Origin of the sequence: Streptomyces sp. NPDC003038, from assembly GCF_040611115.1 — a bacterium.
Lineage (GTDB): Bacteria > Actinomycetota > Actinomycetes > Streptomycetales > Streptomycetaceae > Streptomyces.
The window spans coordinates 1-20,833 of the sequence record NZ_JBEXNN010000054.1 but is presented as its reverse complement, the minus strand read 5'-3'; the positions used below and the strand labels follow the sequence as shown (position 1 = coordinate 20,833).

Sequence of the window (20,833 nt, the reverse complement as noted above, 5' to 3'; positions counted from 1 at the left end):
AACGCTGGACCACCCGCTGGAAGCGAGCCCTCCAGGCCTTCGACATCGCCTTCGACGGACGCCTCACCAACAACCGAATCTGACCCACGAGACCACCCCAGTTACACCGAAAACTTTACAGACCCGCGGCCGGCAGGGACCGCAGCGCGGTGGACAGACCAGGCTGGTTTGGCCTTGACCACGAACAGGTAGTGCGCGTACTTCTCCTCGACCAGGAAGCGGGCATGCTCACGCTGCGTGTGCAGGGCATCGGCGGTGACCACGGTGCCTGCCAGGTCGAACGGGGCCAGCAAGCGGGCGAAGCCGGTGATCTCGTTGGTCTTGTCCGGCACCCGCAGCTGGGTGACGGTGCGTCCAGCCCCGGTGACCGCGGACAGCAGGTGGGCGGCCGGGACGTCCACGGTCCGCGAACCACGCGCACTCTTGCCGTCCAGCGCCAGGCTCTCGACCCGGTCGCGGCGTAGCCGAGCAGGTCGGCCAGGCCGCCGGGGCACACGGCCAGCAGCACGCGGCGGACGGTGGAGGTACTCGGGGCGGTGCGCACGCCCAGGGCGCCGGCGCGGCGGACCGCCAGGCGGGCGAGGGCGTCTTGCGGAGCCGAGCGGGCCCACTGGCCGATGGCAAGGTAGGAGCGTGCGCCCGCCAGCACCGCGCAGGCAGCCAGCAGCAGCACGGAAGCCAAGGAGTGGCGGCGGCCACGCCGGTCACGCGGATCGGGAAGGGTCTCCAGACGGTCCGCCACCTGCGGGATCTCGCGGTGTTGACGTGAGGGCGACTTGGTCAGGCAGACGGTGGCAGACTGACGGCACATCGAAGCTCCGGTTGTTCAGGGCGACTTGCGGAGTCACCCCGTAAACCGGAGCTTCGTTGCATGCGTGACGCCTGTCCGGAGATCGCCACCCCTGCGGTGACCAGCGGTGCCACATGATCACGCCGACTTTGAATCAGCCCTGGACTCTGTTGCTCAATTGCCTGCGGGTGGAGTCTTGTTGACGTCATGATCGCTTCTGCGGCCGGCGGCCGGTCGTGTCGTGTTCGTGGGGAGTGAAGCGATGTCGATGCAGCCCAAAGGTCTGCCGCCGGTCCCGGAGCAGACTGCGGTCGTGGCTCGGGCGGCGTTCCCCGATGGAAGTCTGCCGATCCGGGTCCGTGACCATCTGGCCGAAGTGTTCGCCGACGAGCCGTTCGCCGGGGCCTTCGGCGTGCGGGGCGCCCCGGGGATGCCCCCGGCGGTGCTGTCGCTGGTCACCGTCCTGTAGTTCGCCGAGAACCTGACCGACCGGCAGGCTGCGGAAGCGGTGCGGGACCGCCTGTCGTGGAAGTACGCGCTGGGACGGGAGCTGACCGATGCCGGCTTCGACTTCACCGTGCTGAGCAAGTTCCGCGCCCGGATCACCGAGCACGGCCTGGAGCGGGTGGTCTTCGACGGGCTGGTCGACCATTGCCTTCAGGCCGGATTGGTCGGCGCAGGGGGCAAGCAGCGCGCTGATGCCACCCACGTCATCAGCGCGGTGCGGGACCTGAACCGGCTGGAGCTGGCCGGGGAGAGCGTGCGCGCCGCCTGGGAGGCGCTGGCGGTTGCGGCTCCTTCCTGGCTGGCCTCACAGATCGACGTCGCCGAGTTCGCCCACCGTTACGGTCCCAGGGTCAACGGCTGGACCATGCCGTCGTCCCAGGTCAAGCGGGACCGGCTGGCGCAGGTGTTCGGGCAGGACGGCTACGCGATCGTGCGGGCCGCCTACCAGGCCGGCGCCCCGGTGTGGGTCCGTGACGTCGAGGCCGTGCAGATGCTGCGGCAGGTCCTGGTGCAGACCTGCAGTCTGCACACCGACACCCGGGGACGGGAGGTGATCACCAAGCGGGACGCCCACCAGGAGGGCGTCCCGCCCGGCAGATTACGCCTGGCCTCCCCCTATGATCCCGACGCCCGCTGGGCGGCCAAGGGAGAGGACCTGTTCTGGTGCGGATACAAGATCCATCTGACCGAGAGCTGTGACCCTCCCGCCGAAGCCGAAGCCGAAGCCGAAGCCGGACGGCGTACCGGCCCACGGCCGAACCTGATCACGGACGTGCACACCACCGACGCCACCGTGCCGGACGTGAAGGCCACCACCGGCATCCAGCAACGTCTCGCCGAACGCAACCTCACCCCGGGCGAGCACTACCTCGATGCCGGCTACCCCTCGGCCGACCTGGTCACCACCGCCGCGAAGAACAACATCACCATGATCACCCCGCTGATGGCCGACCACTCCCCGCAGGCCAAGGCCGCCGAAGGCTTCGCCAAGAGCGACTTCCGCATCGACTGGAAGTCCCGGACCGTCCGCTGCCCCGAAGGACACGCCAGCATCGGCTGGCACCCCGTCACCCAGCACGCACAGGCCGCCATCGTCGTCGAGTTCCACCGACACGACTGCCGGGCCTGCCCCTCACAGAAACGCTGCACCACCTCGGCCCGCGGCTCCCGCATGCTCACCCTCCGCCCGAAAGAAGCCCACGAGGCCCTCACACGAGCCCGCACGGAGCAGAAGACCAAGACCTGGAAAGACAAGTACGCGCTGAAGGCAGGCATCGAGGGCACGATCAACCAGGCCCTCGACGTCACCGGCATCCGCCGCGCCCGCTACCGCGGCCTGCCCAAGGTCCGCCTCCAGCACGCCTTCTCCGCCACCGCAATCAACATCGTCCGGCTGAACGCCCACTGGAGCGACCATCCCCTCCGCCGGGTCCGCACCAGCCGCCTCGCCTACCAACTCACCGCGTGAACCCGAATTAAGCAACGGAGACTACGTCGGGGACAAAGTCGGCGGCCGGTCGTTCGGTGCTGAGCATCGCCACGAGGTCTACACATCTGCGCGCATGGTCCAGATGGCTGCGTGCTGTGCGTGCCCAGCGGTGGCGCAGAGGTGGGACCAACGTGCTGCCCACCTCTCCGTGCGTACGCGCTGCACTCTGACTCAGCGGACGCTGAAGGGTTTCGGCAGCAGCGTACGGAGCAGCTGCGCCGTCTCCGTCTCCATGTCTACGCCGCCGCCGAGGCCTTCGTTGATGCGGGCCAGGCGTGCTGCGGCTTCGCGGAGGGCGTCCACGTCTCCGGCGGCGTGGTGGGCGAGGAAGACCTGCCTGTGCAGGAGTTCGTTCTCCTCGGCGGCGAGGAGGCCCTGGTGCGCGGCCCAGAGCGCGCCGGCGTAGTCAGCGGCCTCGCGGTGGCGGGTGGACAGCTCGTAGGCGACGTCGGCGATGGCCGAGACCATTTCTTGGACGACCGGCTCGGCCCAGGCGTAGCGCTGCGGGTCGATGGCGGCGAAGGGCCTGCCTCGGACGAGCGCGAGGGCCCGGCGCAGGGCGAGTTCGCCGTCTTCGTCGTGGCGGGCGAGGCCGATGCGGGCGAGGTACTGGAACTTCCGCCAGTCGCAGGTGACGGCCGGGGCGAGGCGGTAGCGGCTGTCGCCGGTGTCCTGGACCCGCGGGAAGTAGGCCTCGCCGTCGGCGTTCTTGCCGAGCCAGGACCGGGTGCGGGAGATGACAGCGTTGCGCATCTGCTTGTTGACCAGGCGGCCCGGCCAGAGTGCGTCGTCGACGGCGTGGTGGTCGGCGCCAGGGTTGAGCGCCAAGTAGGAGACGAGCTCGACGGCCGCGCTCTGGCGGTTGGAGTCGATCCGGCCTGCGGCGCCCTCGATGACCACACGCCCGAGCAGGAGCACCGTCGGCGCCGTGTCGTACGGCGCCTCAGCGGCGTCGGCGGCGGGAGCTGGGCCGGGCACCGCGACCGGGAGCGGTGCCGGGAGCGGACTGTCGGCCGCAAGGCCGGCCTCAGCAGGGGCCACTTCTTCCTTCGTCAGCACAGGGGCGGTCGCCGTCGGTTCGGGCGTGGCAGGCGGTGACGCACTCGCAGGCAGGGATGCGGCCGGGGGATTGAAGAGGTCCGCGAGGGTGGGACCGCTGGTGCCGCGCTCTGCCGGGTCCTCGGGTGCCTCAGCCGTGGGGGCAGCGGGCTGGACCGGGGCCTCCCCGGTCTCGTCGGTGGGCGCCGCGTTCTCGGCCTCCGGGGTCTCCAGCTCCTCACGCTCCATGTCGGCGTACTCGGCGGGCATGCCGTCCTCGTCGGCACCGGCAACCGGCTGCGGTTCGGGCGCTCCCTCGTCGTCGCTCTCCTCCAGGTCGTTCGAGGAGTTCTCCTGGCCCGGCTCCCGCTGGTCTTCCAGTTCCTCGTCGAGGTCGAGGAGGTCGTCCAGCCACTCGTCGCGGGCGGGCACGTCGGTGGTGCTGGCGGAGAGGGTGAGCAGCTCGATCGCGTCGGCGAAGTGGGCGTCGGACAGGCCCTGGAGCTTGATGGGCAGGCCGGAGCCGGGCAGGACGATGGTCTCGTCCGGACCCGCGCAGTGCAGGGTCCAACCCTCCTGCGGGGCCAGGTCGGCGTTCTCGCTGGCCGTGACGACCGCGCCGGCGACCCGCGGCTGGGCCGTGATCAGGTCGAGCAGCGCCTCGGTCTCGGCGCTTTCCGGCAGTTCGGCGGCGAGGAGGATGTGGGGCGTCCAGGAACCGCCAGCGTCTTCATTGAGGCGGGCCGTGCGGAGGGTGGGTGCGCCGAGTGCGGCCAGGGCTCGACGCTGGTCGGCGGTGTGGCTGGTCATTTCGGCGACCGCGTCGGCGAGGGTGTCGGTGCGGGCGACCCGTTCAGGGGCTGCGTCGTCGAGGCCTGGAGCGGTGTCGGCGAGCGCGGTGATTTCCAGGTGGCTGGGCAGGGGGGTGCTGGCGAGCTCGACGGCGATGGCTTGCAGGACGTGGCGGGCGTGGTCGGCGTCGCCGTCCAGGTGGAGGACGCCGACGTACTCCAGGTCGACGAGGACCAGGCGGCCTGCGCCGTCCCAGCCCAGGGAGACCAGGGCCGGGTAAGGCGCGTCAGCGCCCTGGAGGGCGTCGTGGTCGGCGAGGTCGGGGCTGGAGGCCGGGCACATCCACAGGTCCGTGCGGCCGGCGGTGCCCGAGAAGGGCTTCATCGGGGGGACTTCGCCGTCGAGGTGGAGCTCGACCTTCTGCTCGTGCAGGATGACGGCGGTGACCACGGGCAGGTCGCGTTTGGCTGCGGCGAGGTTGAGGGCCAGCGTGCGCAGGGCGGCGTCGAGGAGGTCGAAGCCGGTGGGGTGCTGGACTGCGCGCAGGCCCTGTTCGGTGGCGGCGGCGCTGCCGGTGGGCATGGGGATGCGGCGGCCGGGCCGTCGGCGGCGCTGCTGGAGGATGCGGCGGGTGGCGAGGGTGCCGATGAGGGCGGCGGCCAGGGCGCCGGCTCCCATCCAGACAGCGGCGGGGGCCAGGGCCTCGTCAGTGTCCTGCAGCTGCTGGGCGGTGTCCGCTTTCTGACCGGCCTGCGCGGGCGCGGGCGATGTGGTGGGCGCGGCGCTGGGGGTGGATGCAGCGGGCGCAGGTGTGGCGGGCGTTGAGGGCGCGGGGGCGGGTGCCGCAGGTGTGGGGCTCTCCTTCGCCGTGTCCGGCGTCGGGGGCGTATTGGTGTCCGGGGCAGGCCGGCTGTCGGGGGCGGGGGCGGGGGCCGGGGCGGTTGCGGTGGGGAGGGTGAGTTTCTGGCCGGGGACGATCAGGTCGGGGTTGTCGAACGTCCCGCCGCCGGGCAGAGCCTTGCCCTTGTTGGCTTCGAAGATCTTCGGCCAGTCCTCAGGGTCGCCATGCTCGTCAGCAATGCCCCACAGGTTCTCATCGGGCTTGACGACATGCTCAGCCTGGTCCGCAGCGAGCTTTGCGTCTGTGGGGGCGGCCTGCGCGGGCTGCTGCGCGGGCCCGGCCGTCTCGGGCGCGGCCTGGGAGGGTGCCGACGCCGGGGCGGCCGGCTTGGTGATGTTGGCGTCGGCGGGGAGCCGGATCACTACGCCCTTGGGCAGGAACTGGTCGCCCGCCGTGAGCTCGGGGATGGAGGGGTTGAGCGCGGCGATGTCCTTCCAGCGCGGTCCGCTGCCCAGATACTGCTCCGCCAGGTCCCACGGGAGCTCGGAGTCCCCGGTGACCGTGTGGGTGGGCCAGGCGTCCTGTTCCGCCGCGGCCGCCGTTTGGGCTGTCGCCGCGCTGCTGGTGCCCGCGGTCTGTACGGCCGTCGCCGCGACGGCCGGGCCGGTGGTCGCGGCCGAGGCCGCGGTGGGGGCGAGTAGGACGAGGCCGCCGATAAGGAGGCCTGCGAAGGACTGCATCCCGCCGAGGCCCTTGATCCGCTTCGCCTTGCGGCCGCGGAACAGGGCGACGATCTCGACCAGGGCGGAGAGGGTGAACAGCGCCCAGCCGATCCAGCCGATGGTCGTGAGCACCGTGAAGAACAGCCGGCCGTCGTCCTGCTGGGTCAGCAGATCCCATCCGCCGACGAAATCCGTGGGCTGATACCCAACGGCCAGCAGGAGGAGGGGGATACCGGCGATGAGTGCGGCCAGGACGGCGAGGCCGAGCAAGGCGCGGAGCAGGCGTACGGAAGTGCTCATGGGGCGGTCAGCCTCCGGCTTGGGTGTGCAGTCGGGCGTGTGCCGTGCCGGACACGCTGATCGTCGACCTACCCACGAACTGGGCGAAGTAGGTGGTGTAGGTGTCGTGGACGGTCACTTCGAGCCGCTGGCCGCCGTCCGTGATGGTCACCTTGCCGCTGACGTTCTGGGCGGCGAGGTAGTCCTGGGCGGCGGCGACGGCCGCGTCCGGGTCCACCGTGATCTCGGTGCCCTGGACGGCGGCGGGGACGTTGAGCTGCTGGCCGGCCGCGCGAGCGGCTTCCTGAGCGAGCCCGGTCGCTTTGTTCGTCGCGTTGAGGGCGCCGCCGCCGTCAACCAGCAGCCCCATGATCATGATGATGCCGAGGGCGCTGACGGCGTAGAACGGCGACAGCGACCCCCGGTCTCCGCCGCTGAGGATCCGGTCCCGCAGGCGGGCGAACCGGCGGGCGAGGGCGGTGATCACTGGCGGCTCCTGTAGGAGTCGATCGGGCTGGTCCATGAGGCCCGAAGGGTGCGGGATCCGGGGAGCCCGGGCAGCCCGATCTCGCCGAGTGGCGCGGTGCAGGCGACGGAGACGCGGACGGTGGCCTCCTGGCCGATGTCGAGGCCGTACCCGGATGTGTCGACCGAGACGCTGGACGAGGCGCAGCGGACTCCCTCACCGGTGAGGCTGCGGTTCGCGGCCGCCTCCCCGGCGGCCTGCGCGGCGCCGGCTTCACGTTCGAGGGAGGCTGCGCGGGCGGCCGCGCGGGCAGCCGAGTCGACCGCGCCGGCCGCATCGGTGACCCTGCCGAACGCGATCATCAACAGCATGAGGGCGATGATGGCCGGGGCGAGGATGACCGTCTCCACCGAGTAGCTGCCCCGGTCCTCGCGCCAGTTGATGCGCCGGGCTCGCCTCACTGGGCCGCGACCCATCGCTCGACGGGAGCCTCGACGCTCTGGACGACGTCGAGTTCGAGGCCGGGGACGAGGGTGGCGACGGTGCCGCGGACCGTGATGCGGATCTGCTCGGCGCCGCTGCCCTCCGTGGACACGCTCGCCCCGCGGACGCTTCCGTACTTCGCGAGTAGCTCCTGCGCCTGGGCGACCCCGTCGCCGGGGCCGGCACCGATCTGGCGGCCGGCTTCCACACCCTGGGTCGCGGCGGACCGAGCGACGCTGTGGGCGTGGAAGTACATGCCGGTCTGGATCGCGGCGAAGACCAGGAACAGCACGACGGTGGCGAGGACGGCGAGCTCGACACTCCCCGATCCGCGGTCTACCTCTTGACGCAAACGCGCCCGTAGGCGCCGCCACCGGCTGCTGATCTGGTCTTTCACGCCGCTCTCCTTCTGGTGATGGTGGTTTCAGCCGCCGATGAGCGGGATCTTGGCGTCGGTGAAGGTCTTGATGGCGGCCACCACAGCGATGGCGATGGCGATGACGACTCCGGCGATGACCGCGAGCTCGGCCGAGGTCTGTCCGGCGTCGCCGGCGTTCTTCAGGCGCTCCCAACGGGCGGCGAGCAGGGTGGTCAGGGTGCGGATGTGCATGGTTTTCTCCTTTGTGGATCAGCCGTTGAACATGCTGACGATGGGCGGAAGGATCACGAAGACGAGCATGAGCAGCACGGCGAAGGTCACTGGCAGCACCATGGAGGTCGATGCCTCGTTGGCCTGGGCCTTGGAGTCGGAGAGAATCGCGACGCGCAGCTGCCGGGCCTGGGCCTGGAGGGTGGTGTAGACGGCGGCGCCGTCGCCCGCGAGGGCCAGGGTGTCGGCCGGGCGGGTGAGTTCGGGGATGTCAAGTTCCTCGCCGAGCTGCTTGAGGGCGTCCCAGACGGTGACGCCGGCGAGGTCGGCCTCGTAGAAGGCCTGCCGCATCCGCTCGAAGATCCAGCCGTCGCCCACGTCGGCCGTGTCGGTCAGGGCCTGGGCGGCGCCGGAGTTGGCGATACGGGCCAGAGCGACGCGGTCGAGATAACTGGCGGCGGCGTGCCGGACCACGAGGCGGGCGGCTGCGGCCTCCTTCCTCACCTCTTGGCCGGGCCACAGCCAGAACAGGGCAGCCAGGCCGAGACCGGCGGCAGCGGGCATCACGAACGGCAGGCTCACCCCCAGCATCGACAGGAGCGCGCCGGCCAGCTGCGGCAGGACCAGTCCGTAGAGGGCGAACAGGGCGCGCTTGCCCAGGTGCTCGGCGGGGCTGATCCGCAAGAGATTCAGATCCCGGACGGGCAGCGTGATCCTTTCGCCCAAGGCACTGAGGAGGCGCGTGCCGACCTTCTCGGGCAGGGACCCGGTGCTGGCGGCGGTGACCCGGGGCTGTCGGGCGATGTGGTCGGCGTCGAGCCGGTCCATGACGGAGACGACGTCGGGCCGGGCAGGCCACAGGGCGCGGATGGCCACGCCTGCAAAGGCTCCGGCGGCCGCGGCGGGCAGGACCGCCTCCATGGGGATCATCGGGCGGCTCCCGTCACGGCCGGCTCGGCCGGGGTCAGCGGGTTGAGGAGGCGGGGGTCCGGCTTCGTCGCGGCAGCCCGGCGCAGCCAGGACAGCGTCCAGGCGAAGAGAGCGCCGAGGATCGCGAGGGCGACCTGCCCGGCCGGGGACTGGTACCAGGCGGACCAAGCCTCGTTGAGCATGCAGCCGACGAAGACGATGCAAATCACGATCGAGACGATCCTGCTGGACTTGCGGATCTTGGCTCGGTCGGACTCGATGTCGCGGGCATCGGCGGCCTGCTGGTGGATCGTCACCGCGAGCGCCTCCAGAGCGGTCGACAGGCCGGGGCCCATGTTCGCCGCGTGCGACTGGAACAGCAGCGCGACGTGGTCCACGACACCGTCGCCGAGCTCGTCCGCGAAGAGGGCGAAAGCCTGCTTGGAGTCCATGCCGGAGCGCAGCCGCTCATCCAACGCCCGTACGTTGGCGGCGATGGGTGCCGGGGCGTTGCGAGCACTGGCGCGGATGGTCTGCACGAGGCTGATGCCCGCGGTGTGGATGCCCGCCAGCCCGTTGAGCCACTGACCGATCGCCTCCAGACGCTCGATCCTCTGCTCGGCGGCCGTCCCCGGGTTGAGGAGGAACGGGAAGCCCAGGACCGCGGCGCCGGCGAGGACACCGTGGACGGGCCAACCGGTCCACGCCCATACCGCGAGCACGGTGATCCCGGAGGTGGTGACCACGGCACGCCAGCGCCGCTGCCAGGCCTCGGGCAGGCTCGCCTTTGCTGCGCGGATCCGGCTGGCGCGGCGGGATGCGGGCTTCGCCGGGTCCACGACACGGCCGCGCCACTCGCGTACGGCCAGGATGCCGGCGAGGACCGTGACGAGGGCGCAATGCGCGGCTACGAGAGCGAGCTGCGAGGAGTTCACCGCACCTCCCGGATCTCTGGTTCGGTCATCAGCTGTGCAGCCGCCACGCGAGCAGGCCGGCGAGGAACACGGCCGCTCCCGTGAGCGTGGCGGCGATGTAGGCGATTTCGCGGGTCACAGGGCTTCTTGTTCTGCAGGTTGGTCATCGCGGCTTCACCAACTTCATGGGTGGGCCCCAGGCGCCTTCGGGGTTCTGGGTCAGCCAGTGGCGATCAAAGGTGCCGGTGCGCTCCAGGACGTCTATGTACGAGGGCATGTTGCGGTACACCGCGCGCGGTTCGTCGCCGTGGGGGGCGAAGAGTTCGCTGGTGGTGGGGCGGCCGCCTTCGCCGACGACGTCGTGGACCTCGTAGATGTGGGAGACGAAGCGGTGCTTGCGGCCGCCGATCGCGGTCTCGTCCAGGTAGGTGAGATAGACGACCACGTCGATCGCGGAGGCGATCAGGTGGTTCGCGGCCTCCGTTTGCATGCCGGCCTCGGTGCACAGCTGGACGAGGCGGGAGATGATCGCGTGCGGTCGGCGGACGTGCAGGGTGCACATCGAGCCGGAGCCGCCCGCGGACATGGCCTGGAGCATGGGCAGGACCTCGGTGGAGCGGACCTCGCCGACGATGACCCGATTGACGTTGTAGCGCAGGGCGGTGGGGAACATGTCGCCGATGGTGACCTCGCCCGCGCCGCTGCCCGCGCGGACTTCGCCGTTGGACTGGCGGGCCTCGAAAGCGAACGTGAGCGGGCCCGGCTTGTCCGGCGGCCCGGGCTCGTCCAGGTAGAGCTCGCGGTCGGACTCCAGGGTCGCGATGCGCTCTCCTGGCGGGATCTCCCGCCCGAGGGCGCGCAGCAGGGAGGTCTTGCCGGCGCCCATGTCGCCGACGACCAGGATGTTGAGCTTCGCCTGGACGCAGGCCAGGAGGAATGCCCGCAGCAGCGGGTTGATCGAGCCCCACTGGACGAGCTCGTCAATGCCGTGCTGGCGGATGCGGTGCTTTCGGATGACCACCGACGGGCGGGTGGTGAGCAGGCTCGCGGTGACACGGGACCCGTCGGGCATGCGGAAGCCGACGTTCGGCGTGGCCTGGGTCAGGGCGCGCTCTCCGTGGCCGGACAGGCCGGCCATTCGGTTGACCCAGGTGATCAGCTCGGCGTGTGAGTCGGCAACGCGGTCGATGCTGCGTCGGGGCCGGTCGTAGTACTCGATGTGCGCGCGGAGCCCGTCGACCATGACGTCCTCGACGCCTTCCTCGTCGAGCAGGCCCTGGAGGCGGCCACCGCGGAACATCGCGTCGAAGACCGCCGCCCCGATGGCGTGTTCTTCGGCCGCCGTGAGTGCGGAGTTGCCGTGCGAGTACTTCGTGGACCACTTGGCGACGGCCTTGGTCACCATGGAACGGGCCTGGGCCCTCCTGTCGTCTTCCTCCAGCAGGCGGCTGGGGTCGTGCGCGGACAGCTCGGCGGACACCTCGGCCTGGAGCGCCTCGATCACCTCCCAGGCGACCGGCAGTTGGCCAGGCAGCCCGGCCAACTTCGGGACCGCGCCCGGACTGGCCGCCGCCGGGCGGGTGGGAGCCGGCAGGGCGGGGGCCGGGACTGGTGCCGTCGCGGGCTGGGGGATGCGCGTCGTGCCGATACGGCCTGTGAGCAGGCCGGCAATGTCGGCGGGGCCGTGCGCTGTCAGTCCGTCGGGGCGGTGTTGGGTGTCAGACACGGGGATCCACCCGTCCCTGGCCCAGGCGCTGAAGAACCCCGGCGACCTGAGGAGTGGCCTGTGCCTGTGCCGGGAGGGCAGCCGGTGCCAGCTGGGCGGCCAGCGCTGGAGGGGCCGGCGGGTACTGCTGGTGCAGGGCTCGCCGGGAGGCGGCCGCCTGGAGGTGCCCGAGGGCGGTGCGGGCGGCGCCCAGGAGCGCGGACTTGTTCAGCTTTCGCGGGGCGCTGCCGGTTCCGGCGAGGTAGGCGGCGGTGTCCGGCTCCCAGGGCAGCGCGGCCATCACCGGAAGACGCAGCGCGTCGGAGACCTCGTGGGCGCGGCGGGGGCCGTCCTCGATGAGGAGGACGCCCAGGGCGTCGACGCCGGTGCCGCGGTCGGTGAGCTCGTTGCGCAGCGGTTCGGTCATGTGCCGGGCCAGAGCGAGGGACTGGTCGGTGGCGCGTACGACGAGCAGCACCAGGTCCGCACCGTGGAGGAGGGGTGCGGGGGTGAGGGTGGAGTGGAGGCGGCCGGATTCCAGGGCCAGGCGGCCGGCGTCGATGACGACGTCGTAGCCGCCTTCGTCGGACAGGACCCGCATGACCTGGGCCAGGGCGGGCCAGCTCCGTTCGAGGGCGGGGGCCTGGGCCGGGTCGGTCAGGCCGGGCAGGACCTGGCGGTTTCCGGAGGCGTCGAGGCGGACGAGGTGGTCGGCGAAGGCCCGCGCGAGGGCGTCCTCGCCGGCGCGCTCGGCGACGGCGAGGTGGTAGAGACCGGTCCCGGCCGTGATCTGGGCCTGGAAGAACCCTGCGCGCAGGGTGCCGCCGGCCGGGTCGCACTCGGCCAGCAGCGAGGGGCGCGTGGAGGACAGGGTCATGGCGAGGGCACTGGTGGTCACACCGGACGACTTCGCGCTCACCAGCGCGGTGACGGTCACGATCCGCTCCGCACGTCGCGGACCAAGGCCACGCGCCCGGACGAGGCGCGGGTGGCCAGCAGGGGCCCGTCCGAGGACGCGACGGCCAAGTTGACGACGACGGCGCCGGACGCGTCGGGCCGGCTGACCGAGACCACGACCGCCTTCACGGAAGTGGGCGGAGCCTCGGCGCCGTCCTTGCCGGTGGGCTGCTCGCCCTGGCCCGGGACGGTGACCGCGAGGACCTTGTCGCCGGGAACAAGCGAACCGGCGGGTGCCTGGCCACGCTTGACCTGCACACCCACCTGCTGCTTGTCGTCGCCGAGGCCGGTACCGGGCTGGAGCTGGGCGGCGACGAGCAGGCTGCCCTTGCGCAGGTCGACGGCAGGGCGCTGGCCCACGACGCTCGCGCGGTCGGTGGCAGGCATCGGCGTCAGGGCCGCGTCGGCCGAGACCTCCGCGACGCTGACGTCCGCGTCCGTCAGCGGCTGCCCGGCCGGGACGTCGTTCGCGATGGCCAGGACTTTCGTGCGGTCGCCGACGGAGGACACGGCGGCGGCAGCGCCGAGGGCGGCCGCGACGGCCAGCACGGTGCTCAGGGCGGCCGCGGCGTACCGGCGTTGCTTCTTCACGGGGGCCGCGGTGGTGATGGGGAGTTCGGTGCGGGGGCCGGCTGGACGCGGCACCGGCGGGGTGGCGGGGGATTCCATTCGGGTACTGCCTCTCGGGGAAGTGCAAGCAGTGCGCGTACTAGTTGAGGACCTGGACCTCGGCGACGTTGATGTCCACGGCGCTGGTGCGGATCTCGGTCAGCTGGCCGCCTTGGGCGCCGCCTGTGACCTGCCAGTCGATCGACCAGGTGGATGTCGCGGTGACGTGGTAGGTGCCGGAGCCGGTGGTGGAGGACGGCTTGTCGTAGCGGTGCCCGCAGTCCGGGGACGGCGTCTTGCCGTACTCCGGCTTGTAGGGCGTACCGACCGTCGTGCAGGTGACGGTCTTCCCGTCGCCCATGTTCCACACGATCTTCGACACCCGGGCGGTGGCCGTCACCGACACCGGCCCGATGGACGCCGAAGCCACGTTCGGGCCGTATGTCTCGGGACCGGTCTCGGTCCACATGTAGACGGGCATGCCGACCACGCCCTTGCCGCCCGGCTTCGGTGTGATGCCGATCGCCGGGGGCCGCAGCCGCATCTTGTCCACCGCCTGCCGCGCCACGACCGCGGGGTCAATCACCGGACCGCCTCCGCCAGGCGGGGCGTCGGTGAAGATGTTCTTGATGTCGTGCATGCCGGTCTCGTTGTCGAGGCAGTCCTCGATGTACATGGAGACGCCGGGCTTTCGGCCGCCGGGTCCCCACAGCGCGCTGTCGTCCCCAGGCTGGGGGTCGGCCAGCGTGTAGGTGCAGGTGTACCGGCTGTTGCCTCCGCCGGTATCTCCTCCTCCACCGCCGCCTCCGGTTCCTCCGCCGGTGCCTCCACCGGGGTCGCCGGGGACCACGACGATCGGACAGACGAAGCCGGTCTCGCACTTCGGCTTCTCGTCAGCTTCGGCTGTGGCGGGGAGAGCCAGGGACACGGCGAGGGGGAGGGCAAGAGCGACGTACCGGCGGCTCAGCACGGCTGGTCCGCGTGGAGCTCGTACTTGAGGACCATCCAGGAGCCGTCCCAGCGCTCCATCAGGCTCGTGATGACGTACTTGGGGACGGGGCTGGAGGCAACGGGCGCCGGCTGGCCGGTCTTCTTGTCCGTGATCTTCCACTTGGAGACGTCCAGGCAGGCCGAGAGGGAGACGTTGGGGGTCTTCTTCTCCAGCTCGGCCCCGGTCACCGTGGGGTTCGAGAGGACTGGCTCACCGGTCATGACCCGGCCGTTGGTCTTCAGATTGGCGATCTCCTCCATGGCCTTGTTGAGAGCATCGGCGGCGGCGTACTTCTTGAGGTCAGTTCCTTCGATCGCCGTCACGGCATAGGCCTTGGGCAGTTCCGTCCAGTACGCCTTGTACGCGGTCAGGGCCTCAGCCTTCGCGGCCTCGGCCGGATCGAGCGTCGCCGACTTGCTCGGAGCGGCTGTGACCGTGGGGGACGCGGCCTTGTCCTTCTCGTTATCCGAGCCGCTCGATGTGGTGCAGGCCGCGGTGAGGGCCACGCAGACGGTTAGAAGAAATGCAGGGACTGCCCGGCTGCTGTTCCAGCCGAGCTGATCGAGTCGTGCCATGGGTACCGCTGCCTCCCCGTAGACCAGAAAGCCATCGCGACCGGTGCAGGCGTTTGCTGCCTGTTTCTCGTGGCGTGAACCACAACCGTCACAAGCGACCGGACTGTTCCCATACGTTACGCAGAGGTGGCCAACATCGAAAGCTGTTAGTGCAGTTCACCGCCACGCGGTCGGTGCAAAACGGGCGTTTCCAGACCCTTGCGGGACCCTCTCGGAATTCAGTCCGACGAGTGGGACGCGAACAACTGGAATGCTCTGCGTCGCACCTTCATCGCACGCCGGAATGTCGGTTCATCTGTACTTCAGATTCGTAACGCGGGTTGGCTCAATCCGTAATCGGAATGGCTGAAATCCAGCGCAACCATTTGGCCGGTCTGCAACGCCACTGATGCGTTCCTGACTCCCCTGCCGAACACACGCGGGCGGCTTCTCACTGATTTCGTACGCGAACGGCTCCCCCTCCCCCACCGGGCCGATCTACGCGCTTGTTGCCCCGGAGCCCTCGACAGCCAGGTTCGGCCAGCCAACATGGCTCGCCCCTACCGAGCTCCGCCCCAGCCTCAGCCTGTTCGATTCGGCGCACCTCCGTACCTCAACCCATGGCCGTAACCACCGCGACGGTGTGGCTTGCCGACGGACGGTCAGCAACACCTCAGCCGAGTCCGGCATCAGCCCCTCCTCCCACAGGCAACTGGCCAGTGGAGGGCCCCCTGGGGCCCGGAGCGGTGCGTGGGCGACCGTTAGGGAGCACGCGCAGGGCAGGCGGCAGTGGCTGGTCCAGCGCAGCCGAAAGGCGCTGGCGCGGGGGTCCGGGGGCGAGGAGCCCCCGGAGTGGGGTGCAGGGGCGCAGCCCTTGCTCGGGGGTGCGGGGGCAAGCCCCCGCGCGATGGCCGGTCCAGCGCGGCCTAGGCGCTGGCGGGGGGTTCGGGGGGCTGGTCCCCCCCGTATCGGGCCGAAGGGCCGATGCTCAAGGGGGACCCGAGCCTGACCGACCGCCGCAGCCAAGCCGGTTGTGGGTTGATGCTGCTGCAGGACCCTTCCACAGGACAGCCGTCGGACTCCAGCTGTGGGTTCCTTCCCGATACGTATAGAGGGCGCAGCCCCCGCAGCTCTCTGACCTGCGGAAATGTGCACACTAAGCGAACCCTGGGATGCCGATATCGGCATCCCAGGGTTCCATATCGGCATCCTAGGATGCCGATAGATGTCGCACAGAGTCATGTCGCAGAGCGACATCGAACGAACCGGAGGGTTCCTTCGGTTCTGCTGGGCGGCATGAAGCGACGGGTCTGACCTTCGGCGAACCGGAAGGAACTCTGAGGTTCTTTCCCTGACCCGAGGCGACATGTCGCCAGGAGTCAGGGAACGAATCGCCGGGTTCGCTCAGTTACCGTTGCCGACATGTCGTCTGCCGTAAGATCGGCGCGTTCATACAGCACAGGTCAGGGGTCGGTAGTGCCAAGAGAAGTGCGCGGGGCCCGCGATGTGTTCAACCGGGCCACCGGTGAGGTGTACGAGTTGCTGGAGCCGGTGGATCCACCACCGCCTCGTCGCATCTCGTACAACATGGGCGGCCGACATGGGCAGTTCTCCATCCCGCGGGTCATGGAGATGCTGAGCAAAGAGTCCGGCCTCACCGGCGATGCGATTCGGGTGTTCCTCTTCTGTGGCATCAAGGCCTTCGAGAAGGGTGGGGCTACGGCCGGCGAGGCTGCAGACCACCTGGGCCTGACCCCACAGGCCACTCGGCGGATCGCGAAGATGCTGTCAGAGCACAAGTGCCTGCTGGTGGCGGAGGTAGTGGGGCGGACCATCAAATACCGGGCAAGCCCTCACATCATCTCCAGCCTTTCAGGGGAGGAACAGGCACAGGAAGCTGCCGCCTACCACCTGCCAACCGTGCCGGGGCGACCCGCTACCAAGAAGGGCCAGACCAATGCCTCGCCATCTGTACCCGGAGCTCGAAGCTCTCGCGCAGCGCATAAGCGAACTGTCGCACCTGAAGCAGAACGTGCTGATGAGGTACGCGATCCTGGGGGGGCTGGAGACCTCCGTCGAGAAGACCGCGGCCGAGCTGGCTGAGATGGCTGGCGTGCCCGCACCGCACTTCTCGAAGGCGCGTCGGGAGCTCGAAGCAGACGGGTGGCTGGAGTTCACCCACAAGGAAGGCCAGGTGAAGTTCTTCCGCCTCGGCGAGAAGGCCACTGGCCGAGAGGTCGTGGTCCCCCTGCACAGGATTACGGGCTAGTGCGACATGTCAGAAAGGGCCCGGAGGCGTTGCCTCCGGGCCCTTCCTCGTTTCCTCTGCTTTTTCTGATCAGGCCGCCGCCGCGACGGGACCGCGAACCCAGACGTCGACAGGCCCAGCAGCTCCGAGGACTGGTGTGAAGACCGGCTCGAAGGGACCACGGGTGCGGAGCTGGTCGAGAGTCGTGACTGCGGCCCGGAGCCCGGTGGAGGCGAGTGCCGGATCACTGGCCGCGAGGCTGCGCAGATCGGCGATCCGGCGGGCGAGACGTTCCTCGGAGGCGCCGGTCAGTACGAGAAGGAGCCGGGGGAACGCCGGATAGCGGTAGCGCCAGGCCGGCATCGCGGCCTGGCGCCGGGGCCCGCGGGTTCCCTTGGCCATCTGCGGCTGGGGCGCGTACTCGTGGTAGGCGGCGTACGCGTGCAGTTTCTGAGCGAGGCGGGCGATCGTCATCTGGGTGCGGTCGACCTCCACGAAGAACGTGAGCAACGTGCGCTGCTTGCCCACGCTGTGGACGTAGTTGAGGACGGCGTCCGGGACGAGGCACAGCTCCTCCCCGGGTCGGGCTTCGTCACGGTAGTAGTGGGCGATCTCGGGCGACCAGTCCAGGGGACCGCACTCGTGGCCGAGGCGGCGCGCGTGCTCCACGAACGCCGCTCCGGTCTCGACGACCGCGAGGGTGTGCTCTTGGAGCGGGCCGAGTGCGGCCTCCTGGCTCATCCGGTACGCGCGCGGCTGGAGCAGGCCCACGGCCTCGACGGACTGCGCCCCCTTCTCCGTCAGCCACCACAGCAGCTGTGTCTGGCCGGCGCTGCGCCGTCCTACGGCCTCGGCGAAGCCGGCCTGGCGCAGGGTGTGAAGCTGGCGGCGCAGGAACTCGGAGCGGGTGTGGTGCGGGGTGACGAGCCGGTGAAGCTGCATCGTGGAGACGAGACGGTGCTGGTAGAGGACCTGGGCGGCCTGCTGGGCGACCTGGCCCAGCCCGGTGGGGGCGGAGTGCGGATAGGGCACGGGGTGCTCACCTTCTTCTAGTCGATCACGCTGGTGGGGTCGCCGGCGCTCGGGCCGCCGGGGCGCCGGCCGGTGTGGTGGGCGAGGACGACGGCGTCGAGCTCTTCCAGGCCGGCGAGGATGTCGCCGAGGGGACGGCGGTTGAGGTTGCTGTCGATCGCCTGGTCGAGGGCGGGGACGCCGGCCGGGTTGTCGTAGTGCGCGAAGACCTCGTCCACGGGCAGGCCGCGGACCCGGAAGGGCGTGGTCCGGGCGCCGTTGAGGTTCACGGACATCACGTAGTGGTACTTCGGCAACTCGGTGATCGTCTCAGGGGACACGTGGCCGTTCCACCGCTTGGCGACGAAGGCCGCCTCGTCGTAGTCCGCGGCGCAGGTGCTGAGCCAGCTCTGGTTTTGAAGGAGGGCTTGGCGGGTGATGGCGGAGAGCCGGAGCGCCATCTGGGTCATGCCGATGAAGCGGACCTCGTACTTGCGCAGCTGCTCGGCGATGGCGGCGAGGAACCCCTTGCTGGAGGAGTCGAGTGCGGTGAGCTCGTCGCCCCAGGCCCAGAAAGTCTTCCGCTGCTCGCGCGGGGTGTCCTGCCGGGAGAGGCCGGCGCGGTGCAGGTCGTGGATGAGCAGGCAGCTGACCAGGGCGTCGCTCTCGCTGCCGGACGGGCAGACGAAGACGACCTTGCCGGTGTCCATGGCGCGGCGGACGTCGTACGCGGAGCGCGGGCTGCCGAAGAACCCCTGGAGGCTCTGGCTGGTGTCGAGGCGGTCGATGGCGTAGGTGACGGTCGGCACCGCGTCCGGGCCGAGCTTGGGGAACGTGGTCTCCCAGTACGCGCGGACGCGGTCCGGCAGTTTGCGCAGGAGCCCCTCGCGCCAGTCCTCGTCGGTGAGCCAGGTGCGCAGCTGGAAGAGCGTGCACTGCGCCTCGGGGTGCCCGGCCTGGACGGCCTTGAGGTTGAGCAGAGCCAGCGCCTGGGAGGCACGCGCCAGGATGGTCCGGGCGCGCGGTGCGTTGTCGCCCCAGTCCTGCGCCGCGGCGATGCCCTCGGTGACGGAGCGCACGATGTCCTGGACGTCGGACAGGTTGCGGCCCTCCATCGACAGGGGGTTCCAGGAGACGACGGGCTGGTCCGGGTCGGCCTTGGCGAGGTTGATCTCCCAGAGCCGGTCGGCGATCTCCGGGTGCGCGAGGTAGGGCTTGGCCCGGGCCCAGCCCTCGCCGTGCGGGTCGAGGAACCAGCAGCCGTAGCCGGAGTGGGCCATCGCGATGCACTGGACCAATGCCTCTTCGGTCTTGCCGTGGCCGGACTTGCCGAGCTGGAGGCCGAAAAGGAGGTCCTGCACCCGGGCGCCGGCGATCCGCTCGCGGCCGTCGGGGTAGACCACGGCGCCGAGCGGGATCAGGTCGCGCTGCCCGGTGTAGACGGGGAGGTCGGCCGGGGCCGGCGGGACCAGGCCCCCGGTGCGGACCACGCTGGAGGCGGTGCACTTCACCGTCGGCGGCTTGAGCCAGCCGGCCAGCTCGGGCACCGTCAGCCACTGCCGGCGATGCGGGGCGAACTCCCCGCTCGCGAACCGGCGCTCGAACTTGCCGATCGCCCATCGTCGGGGCCGGCGGGTCTTGAGGTAGTTCTCCCCCGAGGTCATAGACAGCGCGGCGATCAGCTGGTGCATCCGGGCCAGGGCCAGCTGCGGGTGGGCGGCCTCGGTGCGCAGCAGGATCTGCACGGCGAACACCGCCCCGGCGGACGGTTCGAGCTTGCCGACGCCGTCGCGCAGGTCTGTCTGCCGCGGAATGCGCTCGGAGCGATGGGATGCGCTGGCGCCGCCGGACCAAGCGGAGGTCATCGAGCCCCAGAAGCCGCCTCCGCCAAGGCCGCCGGTGAGGCGCTCGCCGTAGGCGGACGGGCCCCGGCGGGCGGCCCGTGCCATCAGGCGGCGTCGGCGGCGGGCCAGGCGCCGCTCGGAGACGGGGACCAGGTCGAAGACCGCCTCGGCCTTCTCCCCGTCCTCGGTGCGCACGGAGGCCATGGCCGCGGCCAGCTGCTGGAGCGGGTCGGGGCTCAGGCCGAGGGAGGCCAGGGCCTTGTAGTCGGGCAGGCCCAGGGCGAGCTCGGCTCGCTGCACGTACCGGCGCGCGCTCGCCTGGGCGGTGGTCGTCGGCGCCGGTTTGGCGAGGGAGATGACGGCGGTCACGTTGTTTCTCCCGGGCCGTGGAAGCGGACGGGGCGGATGTCGGCCTGGCCGTGCTGGGTTCGGACTTCGACCTCGGCGAAGCCGGGCATGTTCAGGATCGCGGCCGCGGCGGCCGGGCCTTCGATGTAGCAGCGCATCTTTCCCCCCACGGCGGTGTACCGCAGGCGCACCGCCGATCCGCGGGCCGGGACACCGTCGGCGGCGTGGTGCACGCGCCCGAGCTGGCGGGCCCAGCGGCCGACTTCGCCTTCACCGGGGTCGAAGGTGGCGGTCGGGATCACCTCGACCTGGACCCGGTCGGCGAGCGCTTCCCGGACGAGCGCAGCGCGCCGGATCGTCCACCACACCCAGACCGCCGCCCCGAGAACGCCGAGGGCGACGAGGTACGGGGCGGCCGCGCTCAGGACGGCTTGGAGCTGGGCGAGGAGCTCATCGACCGGCAGGTCCCGCAGGCTCATGTCGACCGGACCGAGGTCGGCCGGAACGGGTCGGTGTGGTGCTCGGTTCCTCCAGGAGGGTGGGAAGAAGCCCTTCACCTGGACTAAGTAAGTATTCGAGGCCGATCCAGACATCGCGCCCGAATGCTTTGCCATCCCTTGACGATTGAGGGGTGCCAGCGGGTTCGGCCGAGCTGTCCGGTGTCATCCAATCGAGGCGTTTGACAGCGAACCCAGTCGCTTCGGCTTCCTTGACAGCGAACCTAGTCGTACCGGGTGACGGACAGGC

Annotated in this window: 19 protein-coding genes and 1 pseudogene; 3 read left to right on the top strand and 17 right to left on the bottom strand. The window is 70.5% G+C overall.

Annotated elements, in window-relative coordinates:
- Positions 1-101: 101 nt before the first annotated feature.
- Positions 102-401, bottom strand: coding sequence for a transposase (locus tag ABZX75_RS32545; RefSeq protein ID WP_355417274.1), 300 nt, complete (start codon positions 399-401; stop codon positions 102-104).
- A 131-nt stretch (positions 402-532) separates the two neighbouring features.
- A pseudogene (locus ABZX75_RS32540) lies at positions 533-811 on the bottom strand (transposase family protein); the annotation flags it as partial.
- 241 nt (positions 812-1,052) lie between these two features.
- Here ABZX75_RS32540 and ABZX75_RS32535 point away from each other — a divergent pair.
- Both ABZX75_RS32535 and ABZX75_RS32530 read left to right on the top strand, forming a co-directional pair.
- Positions 1,053-1,259, top strand: a complete 207-nt coding sequence (locus tag ABZX75_RS32535) for a hypothetical protein (protein WP_355417268.1) — start codon at positions 1,053-1,055, stop codon at positions 1,257-1,259.
- A 12-nt stretch (positions 1,260-1,271) separates the two neighbouring features.
- Positions 1,272-2,765 (top strand): transposase, encoded by a 1,494-nt coding sequence (locus tag ABZX75_RS32530; RefSeq protein ID WP_355417271.1) that lies wholly within the window; start codon positions 1,272-1,274, stop codon positions 2,763-2,765.
- 192 nt (positions 2,766-2,957) lie between these two features.
- On the opposite strand, the gene ABZX75_RS32525 is transcribed toward ABZX75_RS32530, so the two are convergent.
- The 12 genes from ABZX75_RS32525 to ABZX75_RS32470 all read right to left on the bottom strand — a co-directional run bounded on the left by ABZX75_RS32525 (position 2,958) and on the right by ABZX75_RS32470 (position 14,656).
- Positions 2,958-6,479, bottom strand: coding sequence for a LysM peptidoglycan-binding domain-containing protein (locus ABZX75_RS32525; protein WP_355417265.1), 3,522 nt, complete (start codon positions 6,477-6,479; stop codon positions 2,958-2,960).
- Positions 6,480-6,486: 7 nt separating this feature from the next.
- The gene (locus ABZX75_RS32520; RefSeq protein WP_355417263.1) at positions 6,487-6,945 is read right to left on the bottom strand and encodes a pilus assembly protein TadG-related protein; all 459 of its coding nucleotides are present in this window, start codon (positions 6,943-6,945) and stop codon (positions 6,487-6,489) included.
- Positions 6,942-7,400: a TadE family protein gene (locus ABZX75_RS32515; protein WP_355417261.1), complete on the bottom strand. Its 459-nt coding sequence runs from the start codon at positions 7,398-7,400 to the stop codon at positions 6,942-6,944. Before ABZX75_RS32515 ends, ABZX75_RS32520 begins: the two co-directional genes overlap by 4 nt.
- Positions 7,382-7,804 carry a TadE family protein gene (locus ABZX75_RS32510; protein ID WP_355417258.1) on the bottom strand — a complete coding sequence of 141 codons (423 nt, stop codon included), beginning with the start codon at positions 7,802-7,804 and terminating at the stop codon, positions 7,382-7,384. The genes ABZX75_RS32515 and ABZX75_RS32510 overlap by 19 nt, the downstream gene beginning before the upstream one ends.
- A 27-nt stretch (positions 7,805-7,831) precedes the next feature.
- Positions 7,832-8,017 (bottom strand): hypothetical protein, encoded by a 186-nt coding sequence (locus ABZX75_RS32505; RefSeq protein WP_355417255.1) that lies wholly within the window; start codon positions 8,015-8,017, stop codon positions 7,832-7,834.
- A gap of 18 nt (positions 8,018-8,035) precedes the next feature.
- Positions 8,036-8,926 (bottom strand): type II secretion system F family protein, encoded by an 891-nt coding sequence (locus ABZX75_RS32500; protein ID WP_355417252.1) that lies wholly within the window; start codon positions 8,924-8,926, stop codon positions 8,036-8,038.
- Positions 8,923-9,840, bottom strand: coding sequence for a type II secretion system F family protein (locus tag ABZX75_RS32495; protein ID WP_355417249.1), 918 nt, complete (start codon positions 9,838-9,840; stop codon positions 8,923-8,925). The genes ABZX75_RS32500 and ABZX75_RS32495 overlap by 4 nt, the downstream gene beginning before the upstream one ends.
- 142 nt (positions 9,841-9,982) lie before the next feature.
- Positions 9,983-11,545, bottom strand: a complete 1,563-nt coding sequence (locus tag ABZX75_RS32490; protein ID WP_355417246.1) for a CpaF/VirB11 family protein — start codon at positions 11,543-11,545, stop codon at positions 9,983-9,985.
- Positions 11,538-12,461: a hypothetical protein gene (locus ABZX75_RS32485; protein WP_355417243.1), complete on the bottom strand. Its 924-nt coding sequence runs from the start codon at positions 12,459-12,461 to the stop codon at positions 11,538-11,540. Before ABZX75_RS32485 ends, ABZX75_RS32490 begins: the two co-directional genes overlap by 8 nt.
- A complete protein-coding gene (locus ABZX75_RS32480; protein ID WP_355417240.1) occupies positions 12,458-13,150 on the bottom strand; it encodes an SAF domain-containing protein in 693 nt (230 codons plus the stop codon). The genes ABZX75_RS32485 and ABZX75_RS32480 overlap by 4 nt, the downstream gene beginning before the upstream one ends.
- A 40-nt stretch (positions 13,151-13,190) precedes the next feature.
- Positions 13,191-14,018 carry an ATP/GTP-binding protein gene (locus ABZX75_RS32475; protein ID WP_355417236.1) on the bottom strand — a complete coding sequence of 276 codons (828 nt, stop codon included), beginning with the start codon at positions 14,016-14,018 and terminating at the stop codon, positions 13,191-13,193.
- 35 nt (positions 14,019-14,053) lie between these two features.
- Entirely contained in the window at positions 14,054-14,656 is a 603-nt protein-coding gene (locus tag ABZX75_RS32470; protein ID WP_355417234.1) for a hypothetical protein, read from the bottom strand.
- 1,936 nt (positions 14,657-16,592) lie between these two features.
- Here ABZX75_RS32470 and ABZX75_RS32465 point away from each other — a divergent pair.
- Entirely contained in the window at positions 16,593-16,904 is a 312-nt protein-coding gene (locus ABZX75_RS32465; protein WP_355417231.1) for a hypothetical protein, read from the top strand.
- A 69-nt stretch (positions 16,905-16,973) separates the two neighbouring features.
- Here the strand turns inward: ABZX75_RS32465 and ABZX75_RS32460 are convergent, their stop codons facing one another.
- The 3 genes from ABZX75_RS32460 to ABZX75_RS32450 are packed head-to-tail and all read right to left on the bottom strand — an operon-like array spanning position 16,974 to position 20,565.
- Positions 16,974-17,915, bottom strand: coding sequence for a replication-relaxation family protein (locus ABZX75_RS32460; RefSeq protein ID WP_355417228.1), 942 nt, complete (start codon positions 17,913-17,915; stop codon positions 16,974-16,976).
- A gap of 17 nt (positions 17,916-17,932) precedes the next feature.
- Positions 17,933-20,107: an ATP/GTP-binding protein gene (locus tag ABZX75_RS32455; RefSeq protein WP_355417225.1), complete on the bottom strand. Its 2,175-nt coding sequence runs from the start codon at positions 20,105-20,107 to the stop codon at positions 17,933-17,935.
- Positions 20,104-20,565 (bottom strand): hypothetical protein, encoded by a 462-nt coding sequence (locus ABZX75_RS32450; protein ID WP_355417222.1) that lies wholly within the window; start codon positions 20,563-20,565, stop codon positions 20,104-20,106. Before ABZX75_RS32450 ends, ABZX75_RS32455 begins: the two co-directional genes overlap by 4 nt.
- Positions 20,566-20,833: the final 268 nt, after the last annotated feature.